Origin of the sequence: Massilia alkalitolerans DSM 17462, from assembly GCF_000427785.1 — a bacterium.
Lineage (GTDB): Bacteria > Pseudomonadota > Gammaproteobacteria > Burkholderiales > Burkholderiaceae_D > Telluria > Telluria alkalitolerans.
The window spans coordinates 47,569-64,316 of record NZ_ATYR01000013.1; the positions used below are offsets into that span (position 1 = coordinate 47,569).

General features: G+C 66.1%; 12 protein-coding genes and 1 pseudogene. 8 read left to right on the forward strand and 5 right to left on the reverse strand.

Features of this window, described 5'->3' with window-relative positions; all coding sequences use genetic code 11:
- Nucleotides 1-107: 107 nt before the first annotated feature.
- Entirely contained in the window at nt 108-2,921 is a 2,814-nt protein-coding gene (gene ppc / locus YWC_RS0114615) for a phosphoenolpyruvate carboxylase (RefSeq protein WP_027866050.1), read from the forward strand.
- Nucleotides 2,922-3,094: 173 nt separating this feature from the next.
- On the opposite strand, the gene YWC_RS29450 is transcribed toward ppc, so the two are convergent.
- Nucleotides 3,095-5,290: a family 10 glycosylhydrolase gene (locus tag YWC_RS29450; RefSeq protein WP_169728119.1), complete on the reverse strand. Its 2,196-nt coding sequence runs from the start codon at nt 5,288-5,290 to the stop codon at nt 3,095-3,097.
- A 266-nt stretch (nt 5,291-5,556) separates the two neighbouring features.
- On the opposite strand from YWC_RS29450, the gene YWC_RS0114625 reads away from it, so the two are divergent.
- Together YWC_RS0114625 and YWC_RS0114630 are read left to right on the forward strand one after the other, a co-directional pair.
- Nucleotides 5,557-6,402 (forward strand): hypothetical protein, encoded by an 846-nt coding sequence (locus YWC_RS0114625; protein WP_027866051.1) that lies wholly within the window; start codon nt 5,557-5,559, stop codon nt 6,400-6,402.
- A 17-nt stretch (nt 6,403-6,419) separates the two neighbouring features.
- Nucleotides 6,420-7,352: a PEP-CTERM sorting domain-containing protein gene (locus YWC_RS0114630; protein WP_027866052.1), complete on the forward strand. Its 933-nt coding sequence runs from the start codon at nt 6,420-6,422 to the stop codon at nt 7,350-7,352.
- On the opposite strand, the gene YWC_RS33775 is transcribed toward YWC_RS0114630, so the two are convergent.
- The 3 genes and pseudogenes from YWC_RS33775 to rpoD all read right to left on the reverse strand — a co-directional run bounded on the left by YWC_RS33775 (nt 7,247) and on the right by rpoD (nt 10,857).
- Entirely contained in the window at nt 7,247-7,549 is a 303-nt protein-coding gene (locus tag YWC_RS33775; protein WP_229413111.1) for a transporter, read from the reverse strand. The genes YWC_RS0114630 and YWC_RS33775 overlap by 106 nt on opposite strands.
- Before the next feature lie 112 nt (nt 7,550-7,661).
- Nucleotides 7,662-8,042, reverse strand: a pseudogene (locus YWC_RS33780) (transporter); the annotation flags it as partial.
- Nucleotides 8,043-8,139: 97 nt separating this feature from the next.
- Nucleotides 8,140-10,857 (reverse strand): RNA polymerase sigma factor RpoD, encoded by a 2,718-nt coding sequence (gene rpoD, locus YWC_RS0114640; protein WP_027866054.1) that lies wholly within the window; start codon nt 10,855-10,857, stop codon nt 8,140-8,142.
- Nucleotides 10,858-11,502: 645 nt separating this feature from the next.
- Here rpoD and YWC_RS0114645 point away from each other — a divergent pair.
- The 5 genes from YWC_RS0114645 (at nt 11,503) to YWC_RS34110 (ending at nt 15,436) form a co-directional block, all read left to right on the forward strand.
- On the forward strand, nt 11,503-11,994 hold the full coding sequence (locus YWC_RS0114645) for a ProQ/FINO family protein (protein ID WP_027866055.1): 492 nt from the start codon (nt 11,503-11,505) through the stop codon (nt 11,992-11,994).
- Complete coding sequence (locus YWC_RS29460; RefSeq protein WP_036214439.1) at nt 11,994-12,635, forward strand: 3'-5' exonuclease; 642 nt, start codon at nt 11,994-11,996, stop codon at nt 12,633-12,635. Before YWC_RS0114645 ends, YWC_RS29460 begins: the two co-directional genes overlap by 1 nt.
- A 171-nt stretch (nt 12,636-12,806) precedes the next feature.
- Complete coding sequence (locus tag YWC_RS0114655) at nt 12,807-13,532, forward strand: c-type cytochrome (RefSeq protein WP_036214442.1); 726 nt, start codon at nt 12,807-12,809, stop codon at nt 13,530-13,532.
- Nucleotides 13,529-14,794, forward strand: a complete 1,266-nt coding sequence (locus YWC_RS0114660) for a c-type cytochrome (protein ID WP_027866057.1) — start codon at nt 13,529-13,531, stop codon at nt 14,792-14,794. Before YWC_RS0114655 ends, YWC_RS0114660 begins: the two co-directional genes overlap by 4 nt.
- Before the next feature lie 81 nt (nt 14,795-14,875).
- Complete coding sequence (locus YWC_RS34110) at nt 14,876-15,436, forward strand: septal ring lytic transglycosylase RlpA family protein (protein WP_051306471.1); 561 nt, start codon at nt 14,876-14,878, stop codon at nt 15,434-15,436.
- 645 nt (nt 15,437-16,081) lie between these two features.
- Here the strand turns inward: YWC_RS34110 and YWC_RS29465 are convergent.
- Nucleotides 16,082-16,690 carry a hypothetical protein gene (locus YWC_RS29465; protein ID WP_156923683.1) on the reverse strand — a complete coding sequence of 203 codons (609 nt, stop codon included), beginning with the start codon at nt 16,688-16,690 and terminating at the stop codon, nt 16,082-16,084.
- Nucleotides 16,691-16,748 lie beyond the last annotated feature (58 nt).

Here is a 16,748-nt window from a genome sequence, read left to right on the forward strand (position 1 = left end):
GGACGATGCCGGTTAACGGCCCTTGCTCAAGATCACAAATTTTAGCATGGGGCCTCCTGCAGACGATGGCCAACCGCCATGGCACTAACAATTCATTTGTGGTCGATATGGAAAACCCTGCTGCACTAGACAACCCTGCCGTACAGCCCGCCCTGGACAAGGACGCGCCATTGAAAGAAGACATCCGCCTGCTCGGCCGCCTGCTCGGCGACGTGCTGCGCGAACAGGAAGGCGAAGCCGTGTTCGAGGTGGTCGAGACCATTCGCCAGACGGCGGTGCGTTTCCGCCGCGACGCCGACCCGGTGGCCGGCGAGGAACTCACCACCCTGCTGCACCGGCTCACGCGCGACCAGACCATTTCGGTGGTGCGCGCCTTCTCCTACTTCTCGCACCTGGCCAACATCGCCGAGGACCAGCACCACATCCGCCGCCGCCGCGCCCACCTGATGCGCGGCGCCGCGCCGCGCCAGGGCAGCGTCGGCCATGCGCTCGGCAAGCTACGCGACGCCGGCGTGCCGCGGGAAGTCGTCGAAGACTTCTTCAAGGACGCCCTGATCGCGCCGGTGCTCACCGCGCACCCGACCGAAGTGCAGCGCAAGAGCATCCTCGACGCCGAGCACGACATCGCGCGCCTGCTGGCCGATCGCGACCGCGGCCTGACGCCGAAGGAACTGAATCGCAACACCCAGCTGCTGCAGGCGCGCATCGCCACCCTGTGGCAGACCCGCATGCTGCGCTACTCCAAGCTGACCGTGGCCGACGAGATCGACAACGCGCTGTCCTACTACCGCATCACCTTCCTGCGCGAAGTGCCGGGCCTGTACGACGACATCGAGGACGAGATCGCGTCTTACTACGGCGGCGAAGCCAGGCTGGGCGAATCGCAGTACCTGCAGATGGGCAGCTGGATCGGCGGCGACCGCGACGGCAACCCGAACGTGAATGCCGACACCATGCGCCATGCGCTGGTGCGCCAGTCGACCACCATCCTCGACTTCTACCTGGACGAAGTGCACGCCCTCGGCGCCGAGCTGTCCACCTCGACCCTGATGGTGCCGGTGACGCCGCAGATGCAGGCGCTGGCCGACGCCTCGGTCGACAACTCCCCGCACCGCAGCGACGAGCCCTACCGCCGCGCCCTGATCGGCATCTACGCGCGCCTGGCCGCCACCGCGCGCGAACTGGGCGTCGACCACATCCTGCGCAAGGAAGTCGGCGAAGCCCCGCCCTACCTCGACGCCGCTTTGTTCGCGGCCGACCTCGAGGTGCTGGCCGATTCGCTGCGCGCCAACCATGGCGCCGTGCTGGTCGAGCCGCGCCTCTCTAGCCTCAAGCGCGCCGCGCGCATCTTCGGCTTCCACCTGGCCTCGCTCGACATGCGCCAGAGTTCGGACGTGCACGAGCGCGTGCTGGCCGAACTATTTACGCGCGCGGGAGCCGAAGCCGACTACGCTGGCCTGAGCGAAGAACGGAAGGTCGAACTGCTGCTGCGCGAACTGGCGCAGCCGCGCCCCCTGTATTCGCCCTACGAGAGCTATTCGGACGAGACCAATTCCGAGCTGGCGATCCTGCGCGCGGCGCGCGACATCCGCCAGCGCTACGGCAGCCGCGCGATCCGCAACTACATCATCTCGCACACCGAGACCGTGTCCGACCTGCTGGAAGTGCTGCTGCTGCAGAAGGAGACCGGCCTGATGCGGGTATCCAGCGGCACCAGCGACGTGATGGTGATCCCGCTGTTCGAAACCATCCCCGACCTGCAGCGCGCCAGCGGCATCATGGACGAGTGGATGTCGATCCCGCTGGTGGCCGGCGTCATCGAACAACAGGGCCGCCTGCAGGAAGTCATGCTCGGCTATTCGGACTCGAACAAGGACGGCGGCTTCCTGACCTCGAACTGGGAGCTGTACCAGGCCGAGCTCAAGCTGGTCGACGTGTTCGCCGCCAAAGGCGTCAAGCTGCGCCTGTTCCACGGCCGCGGCGGCACCGTGGGCCGCGGCGGCGGCCCGAGCTACGACGCGATCCGCGCCCAGCCGCCCGGCACCGTCAACGGCCAGATCAGGCTCACCGAACAGGGCGAGATCATTGCCTCCAAGTTCTCGAATCCCGAGATCGGCCGGCGCAACCTGGAACTGCTGGTGGCCGCCACGCTGGAAGCGAGCCTGGTGCCGCACCCGGCGGACGAGGTGAACAACGCCAGATTGGCGCGCTACGAGGCCGTGATGGCCGAGCTGTCCGAACGCGCCTATCGCGCCTACCGCAACCTGGTGTACGAGACCCCGGGCTTCACCGACTACTTCTTCAGCGCCACCCCGATCGCCGAGATCGCGGAACTGAACCTCGGTTCCCGTCCCGCCTCGCGCAAGTCGACCCGCCGCATCGAAGACCTGCGGGCGATTCCCTGGGGCTTCTCCTGGGGACAGTGCCGCCTGCTGCTGCCGGGCTGGTACGGCTTCGGCACGGCGGTGAGCGGCTGGCTGGCGGACGGCGAGCCGGGTGTGCGTGAAGAACGCCTGGCGCTGCTGCAGGAGATGTATGCAGGCTGGCCCTTCTTCGCGACCCTGCTGTCGAACATGGACATGGTGCTGGCCAAAACCGACCTGGCGATCGCCTCGCGCTATGCCGGGCTGGTGGCGGACGTGGAGCTGCGCGAACGCATCTTCCGCCGCATCACCGCCGAGCATGGGGAGACGCTGCGCCGCCTGGAATCCGTGACGGGGGTGAGCGAACGGCTGGCGGGCAACCCGCTGCTGGCACGCTCGATCCAGAACCGCTTCGCCTACCTCGATCCGCTGAACCACCTGCAGGTGGAGCTGATCCATCGCCGGCGCAAGCTGGGGGACAATGCGGATCCGCGGGTGCACCGCGGGATTCACTTGTCCATCAATGGGGTGGCTGCGGGCTTGCGCAATACTGGTTGAGGACCGGTACTGCCCATTCCGACCACCACCCTCAAGACCGTCGCCCCGGCGCAGGCCGGGGCCCAAGTTCGATGCGTTTCGCTAGCGTTGTACGCTAGTGGCTGCGGAGCGACATTGGATCCCGGCCTACGCCGGGATGACGGATCATCTGATACTGGTGGAAGCGCGCGACCTTAGCCCGCACACATCCCCAACACACTGCCCTTCTTCAGGAACGCCGGCACCGCATTCGGCGACACGCACACCTGCGCCCCTGGATTGCCCGCGCTGCCTGTCTTGTTACACACCATCACCTTGCCCTCGCCGCAGCGCGCATCGATCACCTTGACCGTGGTGCTGGCCTGCGCGAAGCAGCTTTCCGGGCTGCTTGCTTGCGCCGTGAAGCTGTAGCTGCCCGCGGCGCTCGGCGCGAAGCTGGTCACCGCGCCGCTGGCGGTCGACAGCCCGCCGGCCGGGCTCCAGGTAAAGGTCGACGCGCCGGCCGCATCGCTCGCAGTCAAGCTCACGCTCTGCGGACCGTAGCCCAGCGCGATCGTGTTCGCCGGCAGGCCGGTGGCTTCCCCTGCGCCCGGGGTCACGCTGATCGACGGCTGCGGCACGTGGCCCAGCACCTGCACCAGGCCTTCCGCGCTGGCGCTGTTGCCGCCCTTGTCGACGGCGCTCAGCACCACCTTCTGCGCGCCGATGTCCGAGCACGAGAAGCTGGTGCGCGAGGCCGTCAAGGACTCCACGCCCCAGTTGTCGCTCGTGCCGCCATCGATCTCGCTCGCGGCGATCGAGACGGTGCCGTTCGCGAGCGTGACCGAGACCTCGCGGGTGCGCACGACCGGCGCCTCGAAGTCGTTGCTGACGGCGCCGGCGCGCGCGCTCTCGGTGCTCAGGCGGTTCAGCGCCGTCACCGTGTAGTAGTAATACTGGCCCGGCGCGACGCCCTTGTCGGCGAAGGCATTGGTGGCGGTGTCGGTCACGCCCAGCAGGTTGGCCGGGTTGTCCAGGTCCATCTCGCGATCCGGCGAGCGGTAGATGGCGTACTTGCGGGTCTTCTCGAGTTCGTCGGCGCTGTCCGCCGCCGACGCCCAGGCCAGGTTGACCGCGTTGTCGTCGCCCACGCTGGCGGCCAGTCCTGCCGGTGCGGCGGGCGCCGCCGTGCCTTTCCAGGCCATGGTCGGCAGCAGTGCCGGACGCGCATAGATGCTGTTCATCAGCGAAGTGCGGTAGCCCAGCGGGTCGTTCTGCAGGAACTGGTGGCGGAAGTGGACCTGGCCCGAGATGTTGGCCGACGCGCGGTTCAGCGCGATCTGGTTGTTGATCTGGTTCGGATCGAGCCAGCCGGCCGTGTTCATCTTGTAGTCGGCCAGGCCGATGTACATGTGGCGTTCGTAGGCGTTGTCGTTCCACCACGGCACCAGGAGCTTGTAGTCCGAGCCGGCCTGGCCAATGTACCAGTAGACCTGCGGCGCCAGGTAGTCCACCCAGCCCTCGCGGATCCACTTGCGGGTGTCGGCAAACATGTGGGTGTAGTGCTGCAGGGCGCCGGCGCTGGTCGGGGACCCCACGGCCGGGTCGGTGCTGCTGCGGTAGATGCCGGACGGCGAGATGCCGAACTTCACCCAGGGCTTGACGGCGCGGATGCTGTCGTTCACGCGCGCGATCAGGATGTCGATGTTGTCGCGGCGCCAGTCGGCCCGGCCGGCTGGGGTATCCGGGAAGCCGCGCGGATCGGCGTGATACGCCGCGTCGTCGCCGGTGGTGCCGTTCGGGTAGAAGTAGTCGTCGAAGTGGATGCCGTCCACGTCGTAGCGGTTGACGATGTCCATGATGACGTTCACGACGTGGTCGCGCACCGCGGGCAGGCCCGGGTTCAGGATCTTCACGGTGCCGACCGTGAGCAGCCATTCCGGATGGGCGAGCGACACGTGGTTCGGCGCGTACATCGCCGTGTTGTTCTGGTTGGACGCCGTGGCCACCGCGCGGTAGGGATTGATCCAGGCATGGAATTCCATGCCGCGCTTGCGGGTCTCGTCGATCGCGAACTGCAGCGGGTCCCAGGCCGGGCTGGGCGTGCGGCCCTGCTGGTTGGTCAGGTAGTAGGACCAGGGTTCCAGCTCGCTCGGGTACATCGCGTCGGACTGGCTGCGCACCTGCAGGAAGGCGGCATTCATGCCGGTCGCCTTGTTGTGGTCCAGGATGGCCTTGAGCTTGGCCTGCTGCTGGGCCGGCGTATCGAGACGGCTGGGCCAGTCCAGGCTGATGTGGGTGCTGATCCACACGCCGCGCATCTCGCGCTTGGGTGAAACGGTCTGTGCATCGGCGTGGGAAATGGAAGCGACGAGCATGGCGGCTGCCGCTGCAAGCAAAAGTTTTTTCATATTGTCTTTTTTTGCAGGTTGAGGTGAACGCACCAGGGGAGCGCTGGTGGCGGTCCCCGGCGCCTCTCCACGCGCCGATGTGTTGCCATCCGCGAAACAGAGTACGCGCGAGCAATTTTGACAACCAATGAAATTCGGAACAGGCGGCATAACTGCCATGCATGAGTCGCGTGGCAGCCACGGCCGCAGCGAAACTGGCGCGGCCGGATGCGGAACGGCGGCCCGGCGATGCTAGGATGAGGACACCACTTTGCCAGGAGGCGGCGATGGCGATCCGGAATGGAATGCGTGCGCTGGCAGTTGCCGGCGCGGTCATGAGCGGCCAGGCAATGGCGGACGTACAGGCCCATGCGACGGTCGGCAACTTGCGCGTCAGCCTGTTCGACCTCGACCTGACCGACGCGGTGACGCCTTCGCTGGTCTTCAGCGTTCCGCCGACGGTGTACCGCGAGCCGGATCCTGGACGCATCGTCCTGCATTACCAGAACTTCAGCACCGGGTCGAGCGAGTCCGTGACGCGGCACGTGACGGCCGTTCCCGGCATGCCTGCCTCGCTCGCCTACAGCCATGGCGACCACGCCGCAGTCGACGCCACGCTCGGCCACCCCTCCCCGGCGCCGGAGACGCAGGTCTTGTCGGTGTCCACACGGCTCGGGCCGGGCGGCAATGTCGAAACGCAGAGCAGCGGCAGGGTGTACGCCGACGATGTCGAGTTCACGCTCTCGCCGAATACGCGCGCAAGCTTCAGTATCGAACTGGCGGTAAACGGAAGCACCACGCCCAGCGCAAGCCATCTCCAGAATCTCGAAGCTTTCGCCACCTTCCTGGTCGGCGGCCACGACGCCAGCGACCTGGCCGGCGACTATGCGCTGTTCGGCATCGGGACCTATTTCGACACCCCGCTCGCCATGGACGACACCGCCGTCATCAGCGTCGACTTCAGCAATGCGACCGGGGCGGAGCGCTACGGCTTCCTGTCGTTCAGCGCGGGCGCCACCGCCTGGCTGACACCGGTCAGCGCGGTGCCGGAAGCCGCGTCCTGGGCCATGCTGCCCGTCGGCGCAATCCTGCTTGGCCGGCGCCTGCAAAGGACGCGCCGGCCGGCCCATTGACCAAGAGGTGAGGAAACATGAAAACCATTACGCGACTCCAGGCACTGGCCCTTGCCGGCGCCCTCGCCAGCGCTCCGGCGCTGGCCGACGTGCAGGGCGAGGCAACGCTGGGAAACCTGCGCTTCACACTGATCGATCTCGATCCGAACGACGCGGTCACGCCATCGCTGGAATGGGTCCTGCCGGGCCAGGGCTGGGGCGCGTCCAATGGCTACGCATCGGTTTATTACGACGCTTCCAGCACCGACTGGAACTGGGGCGAACACTACAACCGTTATGTGAATCCCGAGCCACGCGAGCCTGCGCGGATCGACTACGCGCCTGGCGCGCACGTCTCGCTGTCGGCTGCGTATACGCATCCGGATCCGCTCGGCCAGATGCTGTCGCTGTCAGTGCGCAATGCCCCGCTGGCGAACGCCTACTCCAGCGCCCAGGCGAATGTGTCCGCTGAACAGCTGGCGTTCTGGCTGTCGCCGAATACCCGCGTCTCGCTCAGTGTCGACATGAGCGCCAGCGCCAGCGTCGAGGCGCAGGGCACGCATGCCGAGTACCTGGGCTTGCTGGTGGCCTTCGGCGTCGCCGACTACCTGAACTACAACGATACGGACACCATCAACCTCCGCCGCCAGACCGGAACGGGGACCGGCCTGGCGCCCGGCTTCGACGAGACGGGAACGCTGACGGTCGACTTCAGCAATCCCTACGGCACCGCACGCCAGGGCAGCTTGCAACTCTCGCTGGGTGCGGAGGCCTGGACCTCGCCGGTCAGCCCCGTGCCCGAGCCGTCCAGCCAGGCCATGCTGCTGGCAGGCGCCGCCCTGTTCGGATGGCGCCGTTTGCGCACTCAGCGCCGTATCGACAGGCCAACCGTGAAGGCGACGTCCGGCGTGCGGCTGTTGAGTCCACGCGACAGCATCGCGTCGAGCTGCACGTCGTTCGACAGGAGGTAGGCGGCGCCGAGGTCGAAGCTGGCCTCGGTGCCGCCATGCTTGCCGCGGGCGATGTGCGGCAGCGCCACTTCGACGATGCCGCGCAGGCGCTCGCCAAAGCTCTTCGCCAGCACGATGCCGAACAGGCCATACCGATAGCGCCCTGCGCCAGCGTCCTCGCGTTCGACACCGATTCCCGGCATCACGCCGAGCGCCATCCCGTTCGGCAGCGTCCACTCCCCCGATGACGCGCAACGCGGGGCGTACGCCCTGGCCGCGGAAGGCGCGCGAGCCGCTGTCGAACTCTGCCGAAGCCAGCAGCCCGACCGAGGGCCGGCCGGCGGCGGCATCCACGAGGTGCCAGCCCAGGGCCAGCGTGGTGTCGCCATAGCCGGCATCGGTGCTGCGCCCGCCGTCCGCGCGCAGATGCCGGTTCATGCGCCCTTCGGTCTCGACGCGCAGTTCAAGCGTGTCGGCGACGCCGAAACGCAGCACGGTGGGCGTGGACAGGATGCGCTCGCGCCCTGCCCCGCTGCGCTCGCGCTCGTACTGCAGGCCGGCTTCGAGCTGGAAACGGCCCTTGCCCACGACCGTGCTCGACTCGACGAAGTCGGGCCGGCCGCTTTCGATGACATCCTGGGCGCGCACGCCTGCCGCGCCCAGTGTCAGGACGAGGCCGGCAGCGGCGGCAAGAATGGCGGATGGGCGCATGGCTGCACCATAACGCAAGCGCGCAAGTTGCGACGCACAAGCGAAAAAAATGCCGCTCAGCCATCAACTGAGCGGCATTTTTACCAGTTGGTAAAAATTACTGGTTGTGTAGGAAGGTCTTCAGCTTGTCCGAACGCGACGGCTGGCGCAGCTTGCTCATTGCCTTGGCTTCGATCTGGCGGATACGCTCGCGGGTGACGTCGAACTGCTTGCCCACTTCTTCCAGCGTGTGGTCGTTCGACATCTCGACGCCGTAGCGCATGCGCAGCACCTTGGCTTCGCGCGGGGTCAGCGAGTCCAGCACTTCCTTGATCACGTTGCGCATCGACGCGTGCAGCGCGGCGTCCAGCGGCGCCAGGGTGGTGTTGTCCTCGATGAAGTCGCCCAGCTGCGAATCGCCGTCCTCGCCCATCGGGGTTTCCATCGAAATCGGTTCCTTCGCGATCTTCATGATCTCGCGAACCTTGTTCTCCGGCATTTCCATCTTGGCCGCCAGGGTCGGCAGGTCCGGCTCGCTGCCGGTTTCCTGCATGATCTGGCGCGAGATGCGGTTCATCTTGTTGATGGTCTCGATCATGTGCACCGGCACGCGGATGGTACGGGCCATGTCCGCGATCGAACGCGTGATGGCCTGGCGGATCCACCAGGTCGCGTAGGTCGAGAATTTATAACCGCGCCGGTACTCGAACTTGTCCACTGCCTTCAGCAGGCCGATGTTGCCTTCCTGAATCAGGTCGAGGAATTGCAGGCCGCGGTTGATGTATTTCTTGGCGATCGAGATCACCAGGCGCAGGTTGGCCACGGTCATTTCGCGCTTGGCCTGGCGGGCACGCTTCTCGCCCGCCGCCATCTGCTTGTTGATGCGGCGCAGGTCGGCCAGCGGCAGCGCCACGCGCGCCTGCAGGTCGATCATGCGCTGCTGCAGCTCCTTGATCGCCGGCAGATTGCGGCTCAGCACCGCGCTGTATGGGTAGGCGCAGTCGACTTCGCGGTCGCCCCATGCCAGGTCGGTCTCGTTGCCCGGGAAGACCTTGATGAAGTGGGCGCGCGGCATGCCGCAGCGGTTCACGCAGATGTCCAGCACGGCGCGCTCGATCGAACGCACTTCGTCCATCTGGCCGCGCAGGGTGTCGCACAGCTTTTCCACGATCTTGGCGGTGAAGCGGATGCCCAGCAGCTCGTTCGAGATGATGGCCTGGGCTTCTTCGTACTCGTCCGAACCATAGCCGACCGTCTTGAAGGCGTGGCCCATGCGGTCGAACTGCTTCTCGATCAGGGCGAACTTCTCGAGCGCGCTCTTGCGCAGCTGCGCCAGTTGCTCGGTCGAATAGCCGGCCGCACCGCCGCCGGCGGCGCCTTCTTCTTCCTCTTCCTCGACTTCCTCTTCTTCTTCCTCGTCGTCGCCGGCGCGTGACGGCGCGGCGGCGGGCGCAGGCGCGGCATCGTTCAGGTCGACGAAGCCGTCCACCACGTCGTCGATCTTCATCTCGTCGGATGCGATCTTGTGCGACAGCGCGATGATCTCCGAGATCGTGGTCGGGCAAGCCGAGATCGCCTGCACCATGTCCTTCAGGCCGTCCTCGATACGCTTGGCGATCTCGATCTCGCCTTCGCGCGTCAGCAGCGACACCGCGCCCATTTCACGCATGTACATGCGCACCGGGTCGGTGGTGCGGCCGAAGTCCGAGTCGACGGTCGACAGCGCGGTCGCGGCGGCCGCTTCCACTTCGTCGTCGCTGGTGGCGGTCGGCACGTTATCCGACAGCAGCATCATTTCGGCTTCCGGGGCGCGCTCGTAGATCGCGATGCCCATGTCGTTGAAGGTCGCGATGATGCCTTCGATCGCTTCCGGATCGACGATGTTTTCCGGCAGCTGGTCATTGATCTGGGCGTGGGTCAGGTAGCCGCGCTCCTTGCCCATGTTGATCAGGTTCTTGATCTGCTGGCGGCGCTTTTCCAGTTCCGCTTCCGAGAAGCCGCTTTCGCCGCCCAGCATGCCGGCCAGGCCCTTGGCCTTGCGCTCGCGCAGCTTGGAGGCGGCCTTCATTTCGGCGCGCTCGACCGCGTTCAGTGCCGCGACTTCGTCGTTCTCCGGCACGAACTCGCTCGGCTTGCGGCCGCGGCGGCCCGGGACCTTCACCTGCGGCAGCAGGTAGCCCGAGGTGTCGATCGCGGCCAGTGCGGCGGCGTCGGTGGTGGCGCTGACGGCGCCCACGGCGGTGCTCGCGGCTGCCGGCGCCGGCAGTGCGTTGGCGTCGGTGCGGCGGGTACGGGTGCGCACGACCTTCGGCGCGGCCGGGGCTTCTTCCGCGACCGGCGCGGCAGGTGCTGCCGCTGCTGCGGGCGCGGCCTCGGCCGCCGCCTGCGGCGCTTCTTCGGCAGCGGCGGCTTTCAAAGCGGCCAGCTTCGAGCCGCGCTTGCGCACGACCACAGTCGCCGCGGTGTTCGGCACGGCGGCCGTGTAGTCTTCGAACGGCGCCGGCTCGGCGGCCGGAGCAGCCTCGGCCTGTGCAACCGGTGCGGCCGGCGCGGCTTCGGCGACCGCTTCGACAACTTCCGCCACCGGTTCGGCGACGGCCGGGGTGTCCAGCACGGCTTCGTTCGCCGCGGCTTCCACTTCGCCAGGCGCCTGCTCCGCTTCCAGCGCGGCCTTGGCCGAGGCCAGGCGCGAGCGGGTCTTCACCACCGTCACCTTGGCCGCCGCTTCCGTCTCGAGGAAGTAGGAGGTCGCGGTTTTCGGCACTGCCAGCTGTGCCGTAGCCTTGGCGGGCGCTTTCTTGGCGGTCAGTGTCAGTGTCTTGGCGGTGTTTTTCATAGTAAAACTCTCTCCAGTCGAGGCATGCGGCTGCCTGCGAATCAATGTCAGCGGGACCCGCGGTCGGGTCCGGTGTGGGTTTGGAAGCGGGATGGCCCTAGCTGAGGGCGGACACGCGGACTTCAAGCACGGTTTCCCCGGGGCGGCCTGCACTCCTGGCGGGATGGCGGCGGGCTGGGGAGAAGTAAACGGTGTTTAAAATCACGGTGTGCATGTCGGAACGAAAAAAAGCCCGTCGGATGAAACGGGCTTGCATCTCATGTTCAGTGAAGAACAGGAGGAAGGCGATATTATGCCGCATTGCAAGAATTGGTGATAATTGAAATATCCGATAAGGGATATCACCAAACTGAATATGACACGGACGCTTCGCCGGGTCCTCCGGCCCATCTGCGCCGGCGCAAGCCGTGCGCAAGGCAAGGGGCGGATCATACACGATTTCACGGCAGCACGCCTGTCCACCCGCATCGCATCTTCAATCAAATTCTCAAGATTAATGGAACAAGTACAATACGGCCCGCACCGGCGTACGGGCGCCGTGCTATCCTTCGCTTTCCCGTTCTTACAATGAAGTCAATGAATACCACTACCGCTGCCGAGACCGTCGACACCACCGCTTCTGCCACGCCCGACACGCCGCCATCCGTGGACACGTCCACCCCGGCGCCGGCACAGGACAGCACTGCCGGCGACGCGCCTGGCGCAGAAGCGCCGGCCGCCGCCCCTGCCGGCGCTGCCCCGGCCCCGTCGGCCCGCGCGTTGCTCAAGCAGCTGCAACAGGAGTTCCCGGCCTTCCGCGACTGCCTGCCGCTGGCGATCGGCATCGACAAGCAGTTGCTGGCGCAGATGCCGGACCTGAACCGCAAGGCGATGCGCGCCGCGCTCGGCATCCATACCGGCTCGATGCGCTACCTGCGCGCCATGGAAAAGGCCAAGGTCCGCTACAACCTCGATGGCAGCCCGGGCGCCGAAGTCACCGACACCCACCGCCAGCACGCCAAGGAACAGCTGCAGGAGCGCTTCAAGAAGGAAGCCGAGCGCAAGAAGGCCGAGCGCGACGCCGCCGCGGCCGAAGAGGCGAACCGCCAGCGCCAGGAAAAGCTCAACGCCCTCGCGGCCAAGTTCTCGCGCAACTGATGTCCGGGCCGAGCGTCGCAGAGTCCGACGAACTGCTGCCGCCCTACGAAGGCATCCGCCTGACGGACGTGCGCATCGTGCGCACGCCGGTCGAGGCGGCGGCCGCGCTGGCGGCGCTGTCGCAGGCCGATGTCATCGGCTTCGACACCGAATCCAAGCCCACCTTTTCCAAGGGCGAGGTCTCGACCGGACCGCACCTGGTGCAGCTTGCCACCGACGACATCGCCTACCTGTTCCAGATCGGCAGCGCCGCCAGCGCACAAACGGCGCTGGAAGTGCTCAAGCCCGTGCTCGAGTCAAGCAGCATCCTGAAGGTCGGCTTCGGGCTGGGCGACGACCTGAGACGCCTGCGCAGCAAGCTCGGCATCGACGCGCACGAGGTGCTGGACCTGGCCACGGCCATGCGCCGGCGCGGCGAACGCAACACGCTCGGCGCCAAGACCGCCGTGGCGCGCTTCTTCGGCCAGCGCCTGCAGAAGTCGCGCCGCATCACCACTACCAACTGGGCCCTGCCCCAACTGAGCGACAAGCAAGTCCTGTACGCGGCCGACGACGCCCACGTGGCGCTGCGCCTATACCGCCACTGGCTCGCCAATCCGCCCGCCGACGACACCAGCCTACCGCCGCGCCGCGCTTCCTGACGTAGGGTGCACGGCTGTGCCGTGCGCGCGTTCAGCGCCGGCATGATCCGCCACAGCGCATCCGGGAGTCGAACGCGCGGTCGGCAGAGCCGACCACCCTACGATGGTATCAATGCCCATCGGCACCCTATCCGCGTTATCATGCCGGCATTGCTACTGCCGAGTTCATCCATGAGTCGACGCCGCATGCTGTTCGCAGTCCTGATCCTGTCCGCGGGCGCGCTCCACGCCGCGCCGCAGGCCAGCCCGCCCGCCCAGGTGCCGGACACCCTGGCCCAGCGCCTGCTGGCCTGCGCCTCCTGCCATGCGCGCATCGACGCGCGCGGCAATCCCGTGAACGACAGCTACTTCCCGCGCATCAGCGGCAAGCCGGCCGGCTACCTGTACAACCAGATGCTCAATTTCCGCGACGGCCGGCGCCAGTATCCGCTCATGACCTACCTGGTGGACCACCTGCCCGACGCCTACCTGCGCGAGATCGCCGGCCATTTCGCGGCGCAGCCGCCCGCGGCGCACGCCGCCGAGGCATCCAGCATGCCGGCCCAGCTGCTCGAGCGTGGACGCCAATTGGTCATGCAGGGCGACAGCGCGCGCAAGCTGCCGGCCTGCGTGGCCTGCCACGGCCAGCGCCTGACCGGCGTCGAACCGACGATCCCTGGCCTGCTCGGCCTGCCGCGCGACTACGTCAACGCGCAATTCGGGGCCTGGCGCAACAAGGCGCGCCGCGCCCATGCGCCGGATTGCATGGCCGAAATCACGGCCAGATTGACGCTGGAAGACGTGAACGCCGTCTCGCACTGGCTCGCGGCCCAGCCCACACCCGCCGACCCGCGCCCGGCGGCCGCGATCGCGCGTCCCCTGCCGCTGGCCTGCGGCAGCGCCCCGGAGGCGCCATGAAACGCTATGCCCTGGTCCTGGCGCTGGTTGCCGTCGTCGTCGTGGCGCTGGCCTGGCCGCGCGAGGAATTCATCCCCTCGGCCTCGCCCGCAGCCTGGGCGGCCACGCCCGAGAACATCGCGCGCGGCGCCTACCTGGCGCGCGCCGGCGACTGCGTGGCCTGCCACACCGCACGCGGCGGTGCGGAGTATGCGGGCGGGCGCGCGCTCGACACGCCCTTCGGCCGCCTGTATGGTCCCAACCTCACGCCGGACCGCGAGACCGGCATTGGCCAATGGTCCGCCGACGACTTCTGGAATGCCCTGCACAACGGGAAGTCGCGCGACGGCCGCCTGCTCTACCCGGCCTTCCCGTACACCAACTACACCCGGGTCTCGCGCACGGATTCGGATGCCATGTTCGCCTACTTCCGGAGCCTGGCGCCGCAGCGCCGCCCGAACCAGCCGCACGAACTGGACTTCCCCTACGACCAGCAGGCGCTGCTGGCGGGCTGGCGCCTGCTGTACTTCCGCCCGGCCGTGTTCACGCCGCAGCCCACCCGCGGCGCCGAATGGAACCGCGGCGCCTACCTGGTCGAGGGCCTGGGCCACTGCAGCGCATGCCACAGCACGCGCAACCGGCTGGGCGCCGCCGGCAGCACGCTCTCGGGCGGCCTGATTCCGACCATCGGCTGGTACGCCCCCTCGCTCACCGCAAGCAGCGAGGCGGGCCTGGGCGACTGGGACAAGGAACACATCGTCGCCCTGCTTGCCACCGGCATATCGCCGCGCGGCTCAGCCACCGGGCCGATGGCCGAAGTGGTGGCGCGCAGCCTGCAGCACCTGAACGGCTCCGACCTGGGCGCGATGGCGACTTATCTGAAATCGCTCCCCGCCTCCGACACCAAACCAGCAGACAGCGGCGAGCGTGCCAGCGAGCCGCTGCTGGCCGAGGGACGCCGCCTGTACGGCAAGTATTGCGTGGACTGCCATGGAGCCGACGGCAAGGGCAAGGCCCCGGCCTATCCGCCGCTGGCCGGCAACCGCGCGGTGACGCTCACCCCGGCCGTGAACGCGATCCGGATGGTGCTGCATGGCGGCTTTCCGCCCGGCACCGCCGGCAATCCGCGCCCTTATGGCATGCCGCCCTATAGCCACGAGCTGGACGATGCGCAGGTGGCGGCCGTCTTGACGTATGTGCGCGCCAGCTGGGGCAACGCGGCGGCGGCGGCGCCGGTGTCGGCGCCGGACGTCAACCGTTACCGTAGCGTGCCGCTGGATTAGCAGGGCAAGCGCTCGGAGCGCCTGAGATAGTGACAAGTCTGCGAACCGTCGGGCGCGATGAAAAACATGTGAAAGTCAAGGATGAGAAGCATTTTACCTATCTGTTCAAGACTAGGGCTGGTCGCTGCGCTGGCGCTGTCTCTTGTAGCCTGTTCGACACCAAAAGTTCAGCCAACGAAAGCTGGCGGGCGCTATTACCTCAATGATGGCCCACCAAAAGGCGTAACGCAGGCGCAGATTGATGCAGTCAAGGAGCCAATACCCAGGACAGAACGGTTTGTCTCCGGTACGCTCAAGCCTTATGTTGTCATGGGAAACAGCTACCGGCCGATGACCAAGTTAATGCCCTACCGTGCGCGTGGGGTGGCAAGCTGGTACGGAACCCGTTACCACCGATTGCCGACGGCAAGTGGTGAACTCTACGACGTGATGAAGCTCACGGCTGCGCATCCGACGCTTCCCATCCCCTCTTATGTCAGGGTTACCAACGTCGAGAACGGTCGATCGCTAATCGTTCGCGTGAACGACCGCGGTCCCTTCCTCTCCGACAGGATTATCGATCTATCGTACGTGGCCGCCGCCAAGCTCGGCTATGTGGCGAAAGGCAGGGCCTTGGTCGAGATTGACCTGATCCTGCCGTAGTGGCTCCAGCGCATTCCTGAGACAGGCCGTGCGTAGGTAAACTGATAAACAGTCATTGACGTTTCGCTTGCTGTAAACGGCGTAGTTATCGCCGGAACGACATTGATGTCGGAGTGGCTGGCTAAGTTTTTTGATGGGCCGTTGGTCAGGTCTGCGATATCTGTGCTGGGTTGTAAGCAGACTCTACTTTAGTTCCGCTATCGGCCAACAGCAGACATAACCCCTTGACTCGCGCAGACGAGTCCAACGCAAATTTGATACGTAAATATGACGTCCAAGCTTGAACGAAAATGGTGGTTCGCCCTCCCAGTTGGTGCCCTAGCGGCAATCTTGACGCTACATTTTGTAAGCAGTGCTGGTATCGAGCACCCCTACAATTTTTCGCAATGGGTACTGTACTTCCTGTGCTTCACAGGGCTACAGCGCGAGCTTTCTTTCGTTGGTTGGCTTCTCGTTCTACACCTGTCACCGGAAAGCAAAGCGCTGGAGCGTACCAGGTAGGCAAAACTTTTGCCCAAGAGGACAGAGGGATCTGAAGCGGTCCTCATTGCAATCGTCTGCTTTGGGTCGATAGCGGACGCACACAACTACTTTCGCTCGCCCCTCATCTGCTTAAAGAATACCGAACGATTTGTCAGGCCTTCTTTAGTCCAGCTGCGACTCGACATCGCGCGGGTCAGTCAATGTGATCAGTCCCTTCGCAATGTAAAGCACGACCAGGATGCCGACAATGTCCCCGACCATCATCGCGACCAGCGCGGTCCAGTCCACCACGCCGGTCTGGACCCACATGAACGCATGGTGAAAGGCCGGGCTCACGACGCCGCACAAGACCCCGGTAAACAACAACCGCCGCGCCGTCAGGTTCTTCAGGCGCGGCCCCAGCTCGAACCAGTGCTTGGCGAAGAGATAGGCAAGGTAGGGACCGCCCGCCCCTGCCACCGCGCCATACACCGCACGGACCTCATCCGTGAAAGCGAAATGGTAGAAGTTGAGATAGAGGCCCGCCAGCAGCAGGCCGACGAAGCCGGCGAACCCGAACAGCAGCGTCGCCAGCAGCCGGATGCCCGCAGGGAGGAAGACCCAGTTGACGCCACTGCTTTGCTCCAACCCGATGAACAGGAGCTCGTTGATCCAGTTCAGGCAGAGAAACGCAATGATGGTGATACCGACGTAGCCCAGCTGCTTGAGAGGACTTTGTTTCAGGTGAAGCATGGTGGTTGGCGACGATGGCCCGTGTTGCATCGACGACATGCATTGTATCCGCATGGATAGGTATTCCGCTTACCCATGCGGCATGAAAGCACGCTGC